Source organism: Arthrobacter yangruifuii (genome assembly GCF_009192775.1).
Taxonomy (GTDB): Bacteria; Actinomycetota; Actinomycetes; order Actinomycetales; family Micrococcaceae; genus Arthrobacter_B; species Arthrobacter_B yangruifuii.
Map to the genome: position 1 here is coordinate 1 of NZ_VTFX01000002.1, position 14,908 is coordinate 14,908.

Here is a 14,908-nt window from a genome sequence, read left to right on the forward strand (position 1 = left end):
CAGCACCTGGACGGACACGACTTCAAACGGTCCGTCAAAGTATAAAGGGTGTTGTGATCATGCTGCTTGCGTCCACTATGTGGTTCCCGGACAACAACCCGTTGTTGCCGTGGAACGAAACACTATATTTGAATATCACTTCGTCTTGACGACGTGTTGTGACCATTGTTTTCCCCACGCATGCCCTGGGTTTTTGGGTGTGTGGTGCGGGTGGAAGGGTTACGGCGGTCATAGCGTGGGGGAAACGCCCGGTCCCATTCCGAACCCGGAAGCTAAGACCCACAGCGCCGATGGTACTGCATCCGGGAGGATGTGGGAGAGTAGGTCACCGCCGGACAATTTTTGTTGAGAGGGTCAGGCCCCGCACCATGTGTGCGGGGCCTGACCTGTTTAACCCACACTGTTCTTCTACCCGCAGTGGGGGGGAGGCCGGCAGTCCGCTCTCTGCGCGCCCGCGGTTCCAGGCCAGGAGACCCGGGGCTGCCAAGCGGTCCGGAGGGACACCGCAGTCGAGACAAATATCACCCGCGGGCGGAGAGCGGGGTCTTACCCCGGCTGGGGAACAGGCCGGGGGAGAGCAAAAACGCTGGCTAGCCGGCGTCCTCCACAACGATCCCTCCGCTGCGGGGCCGGGCCGCCGCCGTCGTTGTTCTCCCGGCAGTATTCGTTCGGCTTCCGGTAGTTGGAGGGGCGATTGCGGCGCTGCAGCCCTCACCGGCGTACCTCTGCGGTTTCTCTACTAGGCTTAGACCCATGCGTATTGCTCGATTTGTACAGGACAGCGACCCCGCCTTCGGCGTGGTCGGCGGAGAAGAAGGCAGCGAAGAAATCGCCGTCATTAAGGGCGACCCGTTCTTTTCGGGCGTCCAGCTGACGGGGGAGCGGCACAAACTGGAGGACGTCCGGCTGCTGGCCCCGATCATCCCGCGAAGCAAAGTGGTCGGCATCGGCCGCAACTATGCGGATCATGCCAGCGAAATGGGAAACGAGGTGCCGCCGGCGCCGCTGATGTTCCTCAAGCCCAACACCTCGGTGATCGGCCCGAATGATCCCGTGGTGCTGCCCTCCTTCTCGGACGAGGTCTCCTACGAAGCTGAACTCGCCGTCGTCATTGGCCGTATCTGCAAGGATGTCCCGATCGAACGCGTGGACGAAGTCATCTTCGGCTACACCTGTGCGAATGACCTGACGGCCCGCGATGCCCAGCGCACCGATGGCCAGTGGGCCCGTGCCAAGGGCTTTGACACCTCCTGCCCGCTTGGACCGTGGATTGAAACCGAGCTGGATCCCGAGAACACCGCGGTGCGCGGCTACCTCAACGGCGAGCTGGTCCAGGACGGCAACACGAACTCGATGATCTGGGGCGTCAAGGAACTTGTGTCCTACGTGTCGCAGGCGTTCACCCTGCTGCCCGGCGACGTCATCCTTACCGGAACCCCGGCCGGCGTGGGCATCATCAGCGACGGCGAACGCTTCGAGGTCGACATTGAAGGCATTGGCCGGCTGACCAACACCGTCCGCAGCTGATGCCGCACGGAGCGGTCCGGGAGACCGCACGGACAATGGTGGGGGCAGCGCTCATCTGGTCCCTGGTTCTCCTGGCCGCTCCGTTTCTCAGCTTTGCACCCGGCGCCGCCCTGCCGTGGGGAGTGGGTGCTGCCCTGCTGATGGGAGTGTTCCCGGCGGTCCTGGTGTTCTGGCTGGAGCGGCGCAATGACCTGCGCCGGCTGCCGCCGTCATCCCTTCCGCCCACGGTGCTGGGCACGGCGGCACTGGCCTTTATGTTCCAGCGGATCATTCTCTGGCTGCAGGGACCGCTGGCGCTCTCGGCGGCGGTTTTCGCCCTGTTGGCCGCCGCCGTCGTCCTGCTCATCGCCAATGCCTTCACCTCCTGGTCCTGGCTGGACCTCAGCCTGGGGGCGGGTGCGGTGATCCTGGGGGTGACGACGGCGCTGCTGCTCCCGGGACTGTGGGGCAGCCTTGCCGGGATCCTCGCCGGAGCTGTTCCCGCGGTGTCCCTCGCGGTGAGGCTGCGGCACGGGAGCCCGCGAACCCGGCTTGCCGCCGGCGCGGCCGGAGCGGCAGCAGGCGGGGGAATCTTCCTCTGGCTGCTGGCCTACGCGTCCTAAGGCGGCCGGCGGACGGAAGAGTCTAAACTGGAAGCATCATGACAAACGCTCCCACTCCCTTAGCCGACCTTCCCACCGTTACCGATGACACACCCGTGCGTGTGCGCTTCTGCCCCTCTCCCACGGGCACCCCGCACGTCGGCCTCATCCGGACAGCCCTCTTCAACTGGGCCTATGCCAAGCACACCAAGGGCACCATGGTGTTCCGCATCGAGGACACCGACACCGCCCGCGACAGCGAGGAAAGCTACCTCCAGCTCCTCGACGCGCTGAAATGGCTCGGCATCACGTGGGATGAAGGCGTGGAGGTGGGCGGCCCGCACGAACCGTACCGGCAGTCCCAGCGCGGCGACATCTATCAGGACGTCATCGCGAAGCTGCGCGAGGCCGGCTACGTCTACGAGTCCTACTCCACCCCGGAGGAAATCGAGGCACGCCACCGCGCCGCCGGCCGTGACATCAAGCTCGGTTATGACAACTATGACCGCGACCTGACTCCGGAACAGATCGAAGCCTTCCGGGCCGAAGGCCGCTCACCGGTGCTGCGCGTCCGGATGCCGGATGAAGACATCACCTTCACGGACCTGGTCCGCGGCGAGATCACCTTCAAGGCCGGAACCGTTCCCGACTTCGTGGTGGTCCGGGCGAACGGAGCACCGCTCTACACCTTGGTCAACCCGGTGGACGATGCCCTCATGGGCATCACCCACATCCTGCGCGGCGAGGACCTGCTCTCCTCCACCCCGCGCCAGGTGGCCCTCTACCGGGCCCTGATCGACGTCGGCGTGGCCAAGTACATGCCCCTGTTCGGACACCTCCCGTACGTGATGGGTGCCGGCAACAAGAAGCTGTCCAAGCGCGATCCGGAGTCCAGCCTCTTCCTGCACCGGGAACGCGGCTTCATCCCCGAAGGCCTGCTGAATTACCTGTCCCTGCTGGGCTGGTCGCTCTCCGCCGACGAGGACATCTTCACGGTGGACCAGCTGGTGGAGAACTTCGACATCCACAACGTGCTGGCCAACCCCGCACGCTTTGACCTGAAGAAGGCCGAGGCCATCAACGGTACCCACGTCCGGATGCTCGAGGCCGAAGACTTCCGCAACCGCCTGGTCCCGTACCTGCAGCAGGCCGGCCTGGTAGGGGAGGCCCTCACGCCCCGCGAAGAGGAAATCCTGACCGAGGCGGCACCGCTGGTGCAGGAACGCATCACCCTGCTGGGCGAGGCACCGGAGATGCTCGGTTTCCTGTTCAAGGCCGACGACGCCGTCGACGTTGCCGCTGATGCACGGAAGGGCCTGCCGGCGAACCTGGCCGAGGTGCTGGACGCCGCCCTGGCGGCCCTGGAATCGGTCACCGACTGGACGGCGGAGACCATCCAGGCTGCGCTGCGCCAGGCACTGGTGGAGGACATGGGGATCAAGCCGCGGCTGGCCTTCGGTCCGGTCCGCACGGCGGTGTCCGGGCGCCGGATCTCGCCGCCCCTGTTCGAATCCATGGTCATCCTCGGCCGGGAATCCTCCCTCGCACGGATCCGCGCCTTCCGCGCCGCAGCGTAAGGAACCATCATGGGCAGGTCCGTTGATGCAGTGCTGTTCGATATCGACGAGACACTCATTGACCTGCAGGCCGCCATGGGCAGCACACTGCAGGCAGTCAGTGCCACTGACCTGACCCATTTCTCGGCGGCGGACTGGGAGGCGTATACCTCCCTGTTCGCCGCCGACCCGCAGGGGCACTACGACGCTTATCTGGCCGGCCGGGTGGGTTTTGCCGACCAGCGCGTACTGCGCCTGCAGCACGCCCGTGAAGAGGCCGGCCTGGCGCCGCTGGACAGCGACGCCGCCCGCGCCTGGAATGACGCGTATGAGCAGACCCTGCCGCAGTACTTCCAGGCCTTCGACGACGTCGTCCCGCTCCTGGACGCCCTGGAGGCACGCGGTATCGCGTACGGGGCCGTCAGCAACAACGTCCACGATTACCAGCGCGCAAAGCTCGACGCCGCGGGGCTGGAGCGGATCAAAGTCCTGGTGGGCATCGACACCGTCGGCGTGGCCAAGCCCGACCCCGCGATTTTCCATGAGGGAGTGCGCCTGCTCGGCAGCACACCGCAGCGCAGTGCCTATGTGGGGGACAATCTGGTGGTGGACGGAATCGGGGCGGCCAATGCCGGCCTGCTGGGCGTCTGGCTGGACCGGGCAGACAACCCTTCTCCGGTGCGGACCGACGGCGCGGTGGTGCCGCCGGAGGTCTCTTCCATCGCTTCCCTGGGGGAGCTGCTGGACCTGGTGTGAGGGCGCGCGAAGCCCGTTTTGTACTTGGTCCGAAACCCGTGTATAGTTATATCTCGTGCTGAGGGGCTGCGGCCGAGGATAACTCCTCGAGAAGCAGCCGAAAAAGCGCAGTGGGATATGGTGTAATTGGCAACACATCGGTTTCTGGTACCGACATTCTAGGTTCGAGTCCTGGTATCCCAGCGGTAATCAATTTGTGGCTTAGCCCGGATTGGTCTCCTTGGAAAGAATGTGAAATACTCTTTCCGCCGGTTCTTCGAAACCGGCAAGGAAGTGCACGGGGAAGTTCCTCCCGGAGCACTGTACACGGCCCCATCGTATAGCGGCCTAGTACGCTGCCCTCTCACGGCGGTAACGCGGGTTCGAATCCCGCTGGGGTCACAACTCACCGGCTCCGGACATTATGTCCGGGGCCGGTTTTGTTTTTCCCGGGTCTTTTCCGGGCCGGCCGCGCTCCGGCACCGCCACGCGCCGTGCTAATTTCGAAAACCGTATCCGCATCATGACCGGAGGAACATGCCGCTCGACGCCCGAACCGTGGACCAGCTCGATGAGAAGGCTCTCCTGGCCCGGATTTTTCCGCGTCTGGGTCCGGACACCGCCCTGCTGGGACCCGGAGACGACGCCGCCGTCATCGCGGCGCCGGACGGCCGAACAGTGATTTCCATCGACACCCTCGTTGAGGATGCCGATTTCCGCCTGCTCTGGCCCTGCGGCTACCGCACCTCCGGGTTCGACGTCGGCTGGAAGTGCGTGGCACAAAACGTCTCCGACATCCGTGCCATGGGCGCCGTGCCTACTTCGCTGGTGGTCAGCCTGACCCTGCCCGGCACCACGGAAGTGTCCTGGGTGGAGGATCTTGCCGAGGGTCTCGCGGCCGGAATTGCCTCGCTGGCCTTCGAGAACTGTTCAGTGGTGGGCGGAGACCTGGGCCGCGGCAGCCAGATTGTGGTGACGGCGGCCGTTACGGGTGATCTGCAGGGCAGGCGGCCGGTTCTGCGGTCAGGAGCACGCCCGGGGGACATCCTGGCACACGTAGGATCGCTGGGCCTCGCAGCGGGCGGCCTGGCGGTGCTGGAGAGCGGTCTGGAGCTTGCCGACCCCGCCGGAGCGGAAGATGTGGAGCTGGGGAGCCTGGCCCTGGCGCAGCTTCGCCCCCGGCCGCCGTACGCTGCCGCAGGTCCTGCGGCAGCAGCCGCAGGCGCCACCGCCATGCTGGACGTCTCCGACGGGCTGGTGCGGGATGCCGGACGCATCGCCCGCGCCTCAGGCGTGGCTATTGACCTTGACGCCGGCTATCTCAGCTCACGTGCGGAGATGCTGGCTCCGGCGGCAGGCCGGCTGGGGGCCGATCCGCTGGAATGGGTCTTGGGCGGGGGAGAGGACCACGGTCTGCTGGCCACCTTCGGACCCGAGGCGATCCTGCCGAAGGGGTTTATCCGGCTCGGCGAAGTACACGGCGGCGAGGGCGTCACGTTCGGCGGCGAGGAGCCGCCTGCCACCGGATGGGACCATTTCGCAGGCTGACGCCCGCGCCGAAGGCTCCCAATATAGGGTTACTCGCCGCCCTTGCGCAGCGCTTCGGTCAGCTGGGCTGCGGCCTTGGCCACCACTTCGGCATGGACGCGGCCGGGCTGGCGGGTGAGGCGTTCGATGGGTCCGGAGATGGAGACGGCGGCAATCACCCGGCCGGAGGGTCCGCGCACCGGAGCGGACACGGAGGCCACCCCCGGCTCGCGTTCGCCCAGGCTCTGCGCCCAGCCACGGCGCCGGACGCCGGCCAGGACCGTGGGGGTGAACCGGGCGTTGTGCAGGCCCTCGATGAGGCGGTCATGGTCTTCCCAGGCGAGCAGGCACTGCGCCGCGGAGCCGGCCTTCATAGACAGCTGGGTGCCCACGGGAATGGTGTCCCGCAGGCCGATGGGGCGTTCCGCCGAGGCCACGCAGACCCGCCATTCGCCCTGGCGTCGGAAGACCTGGGAACTCTCGCCCGTGGCATCGCGCAGGGATAAAAGCACCGGGCCGGCGGAGGCAATGAGGCGGTCTTCTCCGGCGGCGGAGGCAAGCTCCACCAGGCGGCTGCCCAGGACAAACCGGCCCTGCATGTCCCGTCCCACCAGGCGGTGGTGCACCAGCGCCAGCGCCAGCCGGTGCACGGTGGGCCGGGCCAGTCCCGTGGCGGAGACCAGCTGCGCCAGCGTGGTGGGACCGGCCTCCAGTGCGTCCAGCACCATGGCCGCTTTATCGATAACGCCTACCCCGCTTGATGTGTCCATGAAATGATACTGCCGTCTCACTATCTGAGATGCAAATTGAAAAGGTGGCGCCGCCGCCCCGCCTGCTGGTTCTCTTAAGGCCAAAGGAAAGACAACGAGGGGTACCTGATATGGGTGAGCATGTGGCTGGCAGGACACTCGCACAGAAGGTGTGGGACGAGCACGTAATCCGCAAGGGGGAGGACGGTGCTCCTGATCTGCTCTACATCGATCTCCACCTCGTCCACGAGGTGACCTCACCGCAGGCCTTCGAGGGCCTGCGGCTGTCCGGCCGCGGACTGCGCCGCCCGGACCTGACCATAGCCACCGAGGACCACAACACGCCTACGCTGGCGATCGACAAGCCGATTGCGGATCCGGTGAGCCGCACCCAGATTGAAACGCTGCGGGCCAACTGCGCCGAGTTCGGCGTGCGGCTGCATCCGCTCGGCGACGCAGAGCAGGGCATTGTCCATGTGGTCGGCCCGCAGCTGGGGCTGACCCAGCCCGGGCTCACGGTGGTCTGCGGAGATTCCCACACCTCGACGCACGGGGCCTTCGGGGCACTGGCAATGGGCATCGGAACCTCCGAGGTTGAGCACGTGATGGCCACCCAGACACTGTCCCTGAAGCCTTTCAAGACCATGGCGATCAACGTCGAAGGCACCCTGCGCCCCGGAGTCACATCCAAGGACATCATCCTCGCGGTGATTGCCCGGATCGGCACCGGCGGGGGCCAGGGCTACGTGCTGGAATACCGAGGCTCGGCCATCCGCGCCCTGTCGATGGAAGCACGCATGACCATCTGCAACATGTCCATCGAAGCCGGCGCGCGGGCCGGGATGGTGGCGCCGGACGAAACCACCTTCGCCTACCTCAAGGACCGCCCGCACGCGCCGCAGGGCCGGGACTGGGACGCCGCCGTCGAACACTGGAAGTCCCTCGCCACCGATGAGGACGCCGAGTTTGACGCCGAGGTGTTCCTCGACGCCGACACCCTGGAGCCTTTTGTCACCTGGGGAACCAACCCGGGCCAGGGGGTTCCGCTCTCCGAAGCCGTGCCCGCCCCCGCGGATTTCAGCAATGAGAATGCCCGCGCCGCCGCGGAACGCGCCCTCGCATACATGGATCTGGCCCCCGGAACCGCCATGAAGGACATCCGGGTGGACACGGTCTTCCTCGGCTCCTGCACCAACAGCCGGATCGAAGACCTGCGGATAGCGGCGGACATCATCCGCGGCCGGCAGAAGGATCCGGCGGTCCGGATGATGGTTGTCCCCGGATCCGCGCGGGTACGCCTGGAAGCCGAGGCGGAAGGCCTGGACCGGGTCTTCAAGGACTTCGGTGCGGAATGGCGGTTTGCCGGCTGCTCCATGTGCCTGGGCATGAACCCGGACCAGCTTGAACCGGGGGAGCGCTGCGCCTCCACCTCCAACCGCAACTTTGAAGGCCGGCAGGGCAAGGGCGGCCGGACCCATCTGGTCTCCCCGGTGGTGGCTGCCGCCACGGCCGTGCGTGGAACCCTCAGCTCGCCCTCGGACCTTGACCCGCTGCCGGACGCCGTCGTCGGCACCGCAGCCTAGGAGAACCGCTATGGAAAAAATCACTACCCACACCGGCATCGGCGTCCCGCTGCGCCAAAGCGACGTAGACACGGACCAGATCATTCCGGCCGTTTACCTCAAGCGGATCACCCGCACGGGATTCGAGGATGCGCTCTTCGCCGGCTGGCGGAAAAACAAGGACTTCATCCTGAACCAGGAACCCTATGACCGGGGATCCGTCCTGGTGGCCGGCCCCGACTTCGGCACTGGGTCCTCCCGCGAGCATGCCGTCTGGGCCCTGAAGGACTACGGCTTCCGTGCCGTGCTCTCCTCCCGCTTCGCCGATATTTTCCGCGGCAACGCCGGTAAGCAGGGCCTCGTGGCAGCGCAGGTGGCGCAGGAGGATATCGAGCTCATCTGGAAAGTCCTCGAAGAGTCCCCGGGTACCGCCGTCACCGTAGACCTGCAGGCCCGCACCGCCGTCTGCGGCAGCGTCACAGCGCCCTTCGAGATTGACGAGTACACCCGCTGGCGCCTGCTGGAGGGGCTGGACGATATCGCCCTGACCCTGCGCCACGAGTCCGACATCACCTCCTTCGAAGCCGCACGGCCGTCCTATAAGCCGGCAACCCTGCCGGTCCGGACCTAAGGCGTCCCCGGCAGGGAACACCGGCCCGGAAAACCGTCAGCGGACTGCCGGTTTGCGCCCCGGAGGATTTTCTGCCTCCGCCGCGGCCCCGATAGCATGGATGGGCCCCGCTTCGGCGGGGCCCATCCGCGTTTCCGCCGCAGCGGACATGACCGGAATCACACCGGTCCTGCCCTCCCCGGCGGCGAAGTTATTTCAGTAAGCAGACGCTTGCTCATATGCTTGAGTGCAGTCTCTTCTTGCTCACGGGGCCAAACTATTTTAGGAAATCAGGTGTTCATGGGTAGCGTCCTCACCATCCGAGGCGGTGTTCCTCTCTCCGGGAAGGTACCGGTCCGCGGGGCGAAAAATCTGGTCCCCAAAGCGATGGTTGCGGCCCTGCTTGGCAACGGCCCGTCCACACTGCGCAACGTTCCGGAAATCAAGGACGTTGAGGTAGTCACCTCCCTGCTGCAGCTGCACGGCGTCGAGGTCACCAAGGATCCCGTCACCGGCGATCTCACCATGGACCCGAAGAACGCCAAGACGGCTGCTTCCAAGGACATCGACGCCCACGCCGGCGATTCGCGCATCCCGATCCTGCTCTGCGGGCCCTTGATGCACAGCCTGGGCGAAGCCTTCATTCCGGACCTGGGCGGCTGCAAGATCGGCGACCGGCCTATCGACTACCACCTGCAGATGCTGCGCAACTTCGGTGCCGTGGTGGAAAAGCGTCCCGGCGGCATTTCCCTGTCCGCCCCCAAGGGGCTCAGCGGTGCCAAGCTCGAGCTGCCGTACCCCAGCGTGGGAGCCACCGAACAGGTGCTGCTCACCGCTGTGAAGGCCGTGGGCATCACCGAACTGCGCGGTGCAGCCGTGGAACCGGAGATCCTGGACCTGATCGCCATCCTGCAGAAGATGGGCGCCATCATTTCCGTGCAGACGGACCGCGTTATCCGGATCGAGGGCGTGTCCGAACTGACCGGGTACAACCACCGTGCGCTTCCGGACCGCAACGAGGCCGCTTCCTGGGCGTCCGCCGCCCTGGTCACCAAGGGTGACATCTACGTGGAGGGTGCGGACCAGAAGGACCTCACCGCGTTCCTGAATACCTACCGCAAGATCGGCGGCGCGTTCGACGTCGACGACGGCGGCATCCGGTTCTACCACCCGGGCGGCCCGCTGAATCCGCTTGTGCTGGAAACCGACGTCCACCCCGGCTTCATGACGGACTGGCAGCAGCCCCTCGTGGTGGCCCTGACCCAGGCCGAGGGCGTGTCCATCGTGCACGAGACCGTGTATGAGAACCGCTTCGGTTTCACCGAAGCCCTGATCCGGATGGGTGCCAACATCCAGGTGCACCGTGAGTGCCTGGGCAGCGTTCCGTGCCGTTTCGGCCAGCGCAACTTCCTGCACTCGGCGGTCATCGCCGGCTCCGTGCAGCTGCGCGGCGCCGAGATCGACATCCCGGACCTGCGCGGCGGCTTCAGCCACCTCATCGCCGCGCTGGCAGCCGAGGGAACCTCCCGGGTGACCGGCATCGAGCTGATCAACCGCGGGTATGAGCACTTCCAGGGCAAGCTGGAGGGCCTCGGCGCGGACTTCGACGTCGCTTCCGGCGTATCTGCAGGACTCCGGTAGCCTGACGGCATGACCGAATCGACTAAGGCACGGGTTGTTTTTGCCCTGCTCGCAGGAACTTTGAGGCCGATATTCAATATCTTCCTCAAGAAGCAGTGGCAAGGGGCCGAGAACCTGCCCCGCGACCCGGGCTTTATTGTCTGCCCGAACCACGTGACCGAAATCGATCCGGTGGTGGTGGGGCACTTCCTGTACAACCAGGGCCGCTCACCGCACTTCCTGGCAAAGGCCTCGCTGTTCAAGGTTCCGGTGCTCGGACCGGCACTGTCCGCAACCAACCAGGTCCCGGTGGAACGCATTACCTCCGGGGCCGCAGGTTCCCTGGATGCCGCCCGGGCCGCCCTGGAAGCCGGGCGCACCCTGGTGATCTACCCCGAGGGCACCCTTACCCGGGACCCGGACCTGTGGCCCATGAAGGGCCGGACCGGGGCGGCGCGGCTGGCGCTGCAGACCGGGGCCCCCGTCATCCCCATCGCCCACTGGGGCGCGCAGGACGCCTTCCCGCGCTACGCGAAATTCCCCAACCTGTTCCCGCGCAAACGGGTGCGGCTGGTGGTCGGCAAACCGGTGGATCTGTCTGAATTCGCCGGCCTGCCGACCAGCAAGGCGGTGCTGGATGCCGCCACCGAGCGGATCATGTCCGACCTGACGGATATGGTCTCCAAACTCCGCGGCGCCCAGCCGCCCGCCGAGCGGTGGAACCCGGTGGCCAAAGGCCAGCGCCAGGTGGGCCGCTCGTTTGAAACCGGATCCGCCGGATCCGGCACAGCAACCACACCAACCGAACCGGAGGCCGGCCAGTGACCGCCCGCAGTGAACACCCCGCCGTCGTCGCCGTCCTGGGCGCCGGAAGCTGGGGCACCGTCTTCGCCAAGATCGCCGCCGATTCGGGCGCCGAACGCGGCACCGACGTCCGGCTCTGGGCACGCCGTCCCGAGGTGGCCGAGGACATCAACCTCCGGCACCGCAACACCCAGTACCTCAAGGACACTGTCCTGCCCGTCAACCTCCGCGCCTCCACGGACCTGTCCGAGGTGCTGGCCGGAGCGGAAATTGTGGTGCTGGCCGTTCCTGCACAGTCGCTGCGCGCCCAGCTCCGGGACATAGTGGGACTGATTGGCTCCGACGCCGTCGTGGTCTCGCTGATGAAGGGACTGGAGCGCGGCACAGACGCCCGGATGAGCCAGGTGATTGCCGAGGAACTGGGCCTGCCCGAAGAACGCATTGCCGTGGTGTCCGGTCCGAACCTTGCCATGGAAATTGCCCGCCAGGAGCCCACCGCGTCCGTGGTGGCGTGCACCGATCTGGACACCGCCGTCTGGATCGCCGAAGCCTGCACGGCACCCTACTTCCGTCCCTACACCAACGTGGATGTGGTGGGCACGGAAATCGGCGGGATCGTCAAGAACGTCATTGCCCTTGCCGTGGGAATCTGCGACGGCAAGAAGATGGGTGACAACACCAAGGCCTCCGTCATGACGCGCGGCCTGGCGGAAACCACCCGCCTGGCACTGGCCCTGGGCGGCAATGCCGAGACCATGGCCGGCCTCGCCGGGATGGGTGACCTGATTGCCACCTGCTCCTCGGCCCTGTCCCGCAACCACACCGCCGGCACGCTGCTGGCCCGGGGCCTGAGCCTCGCGGAGGTCAACGCCTCCATGACGCAGACGGCCGAGGGCATCAAGTCCGCGCAGGCAGTGCTGGACCGTGCCACCCAGCTCGGCGTCTACATGCCGATCACCGAAAACGTCGTCGCCGTACTCCAGGGCGTTATTACTGTTGATGAACTGGGCCCGCGGCTGCTGGCCCGCGAACTGAAATCCGAAGGTGTGTCCGCCCCGTGACTGTTGAACCCCTGCCCGCCCCCGCCGCAACGGACCGTCCCGGAGGCACCCGCCCCCGGGTGGCCGTACTGTTCGGCGGACGTTCCAGCGAGCATGCCGTGAGCTGTGTGACTGCCGCAGGAGTGCTGCAGGCCATCGACACGACAAAGTACGACGTCGTTCCCATCGGCATTGCGAAGAACGGCCAGTGGAGCCTGGTGTCCGCCAATCCGGCCGAATGGTCCCTGCGCGCCGCCACCCTGCCCGAGGTTCCCGTTTCGGAGGAATCCGTGGTCCTCTCGTCGCAGGACGGCAGCCGGGAACTGGTGGCCCACGCTGCCGGCAGCCTGCCCCGCAGCCTGGGCCGGGTGGACGTGGTCCTGCCGCTGCTGCACGGGCCCTTCGGCGAGGACGGCACCCTGCAGGGCCTGCTGGAAATGGCCGATGTCCGGTACGTGGGGGCTGGGGTTCTGGCCTCCGCCGTGGGCATGGACAAGCACTATATGAAGGTGGTTTTCGAAGCCGCCGGCCTCACCGTGGGCCCTTACGAGGTCATTACCGCCCGGCAGTGGCTGCGGGATCCGCAGGCCTGCCTGGACCGCGCCGGAGCCCTGGATTTCCCGCTGTTCGTGAAGCCGGCCCGCGCCGGGTCCTCCATGGGCATCACCCGGGTCACCGACCCCGCGGACCTGCCGGCTGCCATTGAAGCGGCACGCCTGCATGATCCCAAGGTTGTGGTGGAAGCAGGAATCACCGGCCGGGAAATCGAAGTGGCCGTCCTGCAGGGCCGCGGCACCGAGGACCCGCGCACCAGCCAGCCCGGCGAAGTTGCCGTTCAGGACGGCGGCCACGAGTGGTATGACTTCGAAGCCAAGTACGTGGACGGTGCGGCCGCTGAACTCAGCTGCCCGGCGGACCTGCCGGCGGATGTTTCCGCCCGGGTCCGCAGCCTGGCCGGCACGGCCTTTGACTCCGTCGGCGGAGAGGGCCTGTCCCGGGTGGATTTCTTCTACACCCCGGACGGACAGCTGATCATTAACGAGATCAACACCATGCCCGGCTTCACCCCCATCAGCATGTACCCGCAGATGTGGGCCAAGTCCGGCCTGCCGTACAGCGAGCTGATCGACGAACTGATCAGCCTCGCCCTGGACCGGAAGACCGGGCTGCGCTAGCCCTGCTGGTCCAGCTCCAGGGTGTCCGCGGGGCTCAGGCACTGGCGGGTCGGTTCGATTTTGGACACGGCGTTCTGCAGCTGGACCAGGACGGTGGACGAGGCCACCTCGTTGGGATCGAAGATGACCTCCACAGCCGGCTCCCGGCCGTAGGTGGTAGCGGTCCAGGTGTCGTCGCCTTCCCGAAGGATCCAGTCCACGCCGTTCACTTCGGCGCAGGGATCCGTGGTGGGACCGGGCACGGGGACGCCGCACTTGAGGATCGCCCGCGAGGGATCCCCCCAGGCAGCCGTCGACTGGCTGTCCGTCTCCCGCAGCGGGTAATCCGCCAGCTTGTCCGGCAGCGACACCATCACGGCAGCGCAGTCCGGGTTGCCAGCATCCGGAGCCGATTCGATACTGGCCACCGGGCTGCAGCCGGTGGCGGCAACTGCACAAAGTGCGAGTACTGCGGGTAATGCGTAGAACTTCATGATTCCAGCGTATCCGCCGCCGTGCCCCGGTCCTGAATCGGTCCGTACCGGCGGGACTGTATAGACTCGTACCGCTAAGTGACATCGCCGCCGCATTCAACGGCGGAAACATGCCGGCCTGTCCGGCTGCCGACCGGGGGAACAAACACCATGCAACAGAAATCCGCTCCCCGAGCCGTGGGCATCCTTGCGGGTGCCCTGGTGGCAGCAACGGTGTTTGCCGCCCCGGCCCTGGCCGTGGGGGAGACTCCTGCCGTTCCGCGGGTTACCGTGCCCTCGCCGACGGATCCCGTGCCGACCGTCCCCGTGCCCGAACCCGCGCCGGCCCCGGCACCGGCCCCTGTTCCGGTGCCGGCCCCAGCCCCGGCCCCCGCGCCAGCCCCTGCGCCGGCCCCGTCTCCTGCGCCGCCCGCACCGGAACCTACCCCTGAACCGGCTCCTGATCCCGGCCCCCAGTATGATCCGGTGACGGGGTACGTTGTGGACCCAGGCACCGGGTACCTGATCCATCCGGGAACCGGGCTGCTCATCGAGCCGGGCACCGGCAGCCTCATCGATCCGGTCACCATGTTCTATACGGGGACTGTCTGGGATCCCGTCACCATGGAGATTGTGGACCCGGACGCGGAACCCACCCCCACACCGACCCCGACGCCGTCTCCCACCGCCTCCGCGAAGCCCTCTGCTTCCCCCACTCCCACGGCCACCACCTCCTCACCCGAACCGTCGGCGACGCCGTCCGCACTCGCGGCCGAGAGCGTGAAATCCGGTTCCAGCGGTTCCGACTGGCTGGTGCGGGGCGGAGTCATCCTGTTACTTGTGGGCGGCGGAGTGCTTTATTATCTGAAACTCCGGGGATCCGCCGGATCGCTTCCGTTCAAGGCCGGCGGAAACGGAGTATAGAATAAATCAGTTATGCTGCCTAAATACATGGCGGGTATTCTTTAAC

14 protein-coding genes, 2 tRNA genes and 1 rRNA gene are annotated in these 14,908 nt (G+C 66.5%); 15 read left to right on the forward strand and 2 right to left on the reverse strand.

Features of this window, described 5'->3' with window-relative positions; all coding sequences use genetic code 11:
* Positions 1 to 220: 220 nt before the first annotated feature.
* From rrf to thiL, 8 genes are all read left to right on the forward strand, one after another.
* Positions 221 to 337 (forward strand): 5S ribosomal RNA (gene rrf, locus GD627_RS06035).
* A 416-nt stretch (positions 338 to 753) separates the two neighbouring features.
* Entirely contained in the window at positions 754 to 1,527 is a 774-nt protein-coding gene (locus tag GD627_RS06040) for a fumarylacetoacetate hydrolase family protein (RefSeq protein ID WP_146364536.1), read from the forward strand.
* Entirely contained in the window at positions 1,527 to 2,129 is a 603-nt protein-coding gene (locus GD627_RS06045; RefSeq protein WP_152271795.1) for a hypothetical protein, read from the forward strand. Before GD627_RS06040 ends, GD627_RS06045 begins: the two co-directional genes overlap by 1 nt.
* A 38-nt stretch (positions 2,130 to 2,167) precedes the next feature.
* Entirely contained in the window at positions 2,168 to 3,685 is a 1,518-nt protein-coding gene (gltX, locus tag GD627_RS06050) for a glutamate--tRNA ligase (protein WP_152271796.1), read from the forward strand.
* Between the two features lie 9 nt (positions 3,686 to 3,694).
* The gene (locus tag GD627_RS06055; RefSeq protein ID WP_152271797.1) at positions 3,695 to 4,420 is read left to right on the forward strand and encodes an HAD family hydrolase; all 726 of its coding nucleotides are present in this window, start codon (positions 3,695 to 3,697) and stop codon (positions 4,418 to 4,420) included.
* 111 nt (positions 4,421 to 4,531) lie between these two features.
* Positions 4,532 to 4,603: transfer RNA gene (locus tag GD627_RS06060), tRNA-Gln, on the forward strand.
* A 125-nt stretch (positions 4,604 to 4,728) separates the two neighbouring features.
* A tRNA-Glu gene (locus tag GD627_RS06065) sits at positions 4,729 to 4,801 on the forward strand.
* A 135-nt stretch (positions 4,802 to 4,936) separates the two neighbouring features.
* A complete protein-coding gene (gene thiL, locus GD627_RS06070; RefSeq protein ID WP_152271798.1) occupies positions 4,937 to 5,947 on the forward strand; it encodes a thiamine-phosphate kinase in 1,011 nt (336 codons plus the stop codon).
* Positions 5,948 to 5,976: 29 nt separating this feature from the next.
* Here thiL and GD627_RS06075 read toward each other — a convergent pair whose 3' ends face one another.
* Positions 5,977 to 6,696 carry an IclR family transcriptional regulator gene (locus tag GD627_RS06075; protein WP_152271799.1) on the reverse strand — a complete coding sequence of 240 codons (720 nt, stop codon included), beginning with the start codon at positions 6,694 to 6,696 and terminating at the stop codon, positions 5,977 to 5,979.
* Between the two features lie 110 nt (positions 6,697 to 6,806).
* Here GD627_RS06075 and leuC point away from each other — a divergent pair, with 110 nt between their 5' ends.
* From leuC to GD627_RS06105, 6 genes are all read left to right on the forward strand, one after another.
* Positions 6,807 to 8,258 (forward strand): 3-isopropylmalate dehydratase large subunit, encoded by a 1,452-nt coding sequence (gene leuC, locus GD627_RS06080; RefSeq protein ID WP_146364517.1) that lies wholly within the window; start codon positions 6,807 to 6,809, stop codon positions 8,256 to 8,258.
* A gap of 10 nt (positions 8,259 to 8,268) precedes the next feature.
* Positions 8,269 to 8,868 (forward strand): 3-isopropylmalate dehydratase small subunit, encoded by a 600-nt coding sequence (gene leuD, locus GD627_RS06085; protein ID WP_152271800.1) that lies wholly within the window; start codon positions 8,269 to 8,271, stop codon positions 8,866 to 8,868.
* A 279-nt stretch (positions 8,869 to 9,147) separates the two neighbouring features.
* Positions 9,148 to 10,488: a UDP-N-acetylglucosamine 1-carboxyvinyltransferase gene (gene murA, locus GD627_RS06090; RefSeq protein ID WP_146364513.1), complete on the forward strand. Its 1,341-nt coding sequence runs from the start codon at positions 9,148 to 9,150 to the stop codon at positions 10,486 to 10,488.
* 9 nt (positions 10,489 to 10,497) lie between these two features.
* A complete protein-coding gene (locus GD627_RS06095) occupies positions 10,498 to 11,292 on the forward strand; it encodes a lysophospholipid acyltransferase family protein (protein ID WP_152271801.1) in 795 nt (264 codons plus the stop codon).
* The gene (locus tag GD627_RS06100) at positions 11,289 to 12,332 is read left to right on the forward strand and encodes an NAD(P)H-dependent glycerol-3-phosphate dehydrogenase (RefSeq protein ID WP_152271802.1); all 1,044 of its coding nucleotides are present in this window, start codon (positions 11,289 to 11,291) and stop codon (positions 12,330 to 12,332) included. The genes GD627_RS06095 and GD627_RS06100 overlap by 4 nt, the downstream gene beginning before the upstream one ends.
* 11 nt (positions 12,333 to 12,343) lie before the next feature.
* Positions 12,344 to 13,486 carry a D-alanine--D-alanine ligase family protein gene (locus tag GD627_RS06105; protein ID WP_246165369.1) on the forward strand — a complete coding sequence of 381 codons (1,143 nt, stop codon included), beginning with the start codon at positions 12,344 to 12,346 and terminating at the stop codon, positions 13,484 to 13,486.
* Here the strand turns inward: GD627_RS06105 and GD627_RS06110 are convergent.
* Positions 13,483 to 13,959, reverse strand: a complete 477-nt coding sequence (locus tag GD627_RS06110; RefSeq protein WP_152271803.1) for a DUF3515 domain-containing protein — start codon at positions 13,957 to 13,959, stop codon at positions 13,483 to 13,485. The two genes, GD627_RS06105 and GD627_RS06110, sit on opposite strands and share 4 nt — an antisense overlap.
* 150 nt (positions 13,960 to 14,109) lie before the next feature.
* On the opposite strand from GD627_RS06110, the gene GD627_RS16445 reads away from it, so the two are divergent.
* A complete protein-coding gene (locus tag GD627_RS16445) occupies positions 14,110 to 14,862 on the forward strand; it encodes a hypothetical protein (protein WP_153297118.1) in 753 nt (250 codons plus the stop codon).
* The last annotated feature ends 46 nt before the right edge of the window (positions 14,863 to 14,908 follow it).

Excerpts from the sequence above, each read along its gene's own strand:
- GD627_RS06040 (WP_146364536.1), top strand. The coding sequence starts at position 754 with ATGCGTATTGCTCGATTTGTACAGGACAGCGACCCCGCCTTCGGCGTG.
- GD627_RS06045 (WP_152271795.1), top strand. The coding sequence starts at position 1,527 with ATGCCGCACGGAGCGGTCCGGGAGACCGCACGGACAATGGTGGGGGCA.
- gltX (WP_152271796.1), top strand. The coding sequence starts at position 2,168 with ATGACAAACGCTCCCACTCCCTTAGCCGACCTTCCCACCGTTACCGAT.
- GD627_RS06055 (WP_152271797.1), top strand. The coding sequence starts at position 3,695 with ATGGGCAGGTCCGTTGATGCAGTGCTGTTCGATATCGACGAGACACTC.
- thiL (WP_152271798.1), top strand. The coding sequence starts at position 4,937 with ATGCCGCTCGACGCCCGAACCGTGGACCAGCTCGATGAGAAGGCTCTC.
- GD627_RS06075 (WP_152271799.1), bottom strand. The coding sequence starts at position 6,696 with ATGGACACATCAAGCGGGGTAGGCGTTATCGATAAAGCGGCCATGGTG.
- leuC (WP_146364517.1), top strand. The coding sequence starts at position 6,807 with ATGGGTGAGCATGTGGCTGGCAGGACACTCGCACAGAAGGTGTGGGAC.
- leuD (WP_152271800.1), top strand. The coding sequence starts at position 8,269 with ATGGAAAAAATCACTACCCACACCGGCATCGGCGTCCCGCTGCGCCAA.
- murA (WP_146364513.1), top strand. The coding sequence starts at position 9,148 with ATGGGTAGCGTCCTCACCATCCGAGGCGGTGTTCCTCTCTCCGGGAAG.
- GD627_RS06095 (WP_152271801.1), top strand. The coding sequence starts at position 10,498 with ATGACCGAATCGACTAAGGCACGGGTTGTTTTTGCCCTGCTCGCAGGA.
- GD627_RS06110 (WP_152271803.1), bottom strand. The coding sequence starts at position 13,959 with ATGAAGTTCTACGCATTACCCGCAGTACTCGCACTTTGTGCAGTTGCC.
- GD627_RS16445 (WP_153297118.1), top strand. The coding sequence starts at position 14,110 with ATGCAACAGAAATCCGCTCCCCGAGCCGTGGGCATCCTTGCGGGTGCC.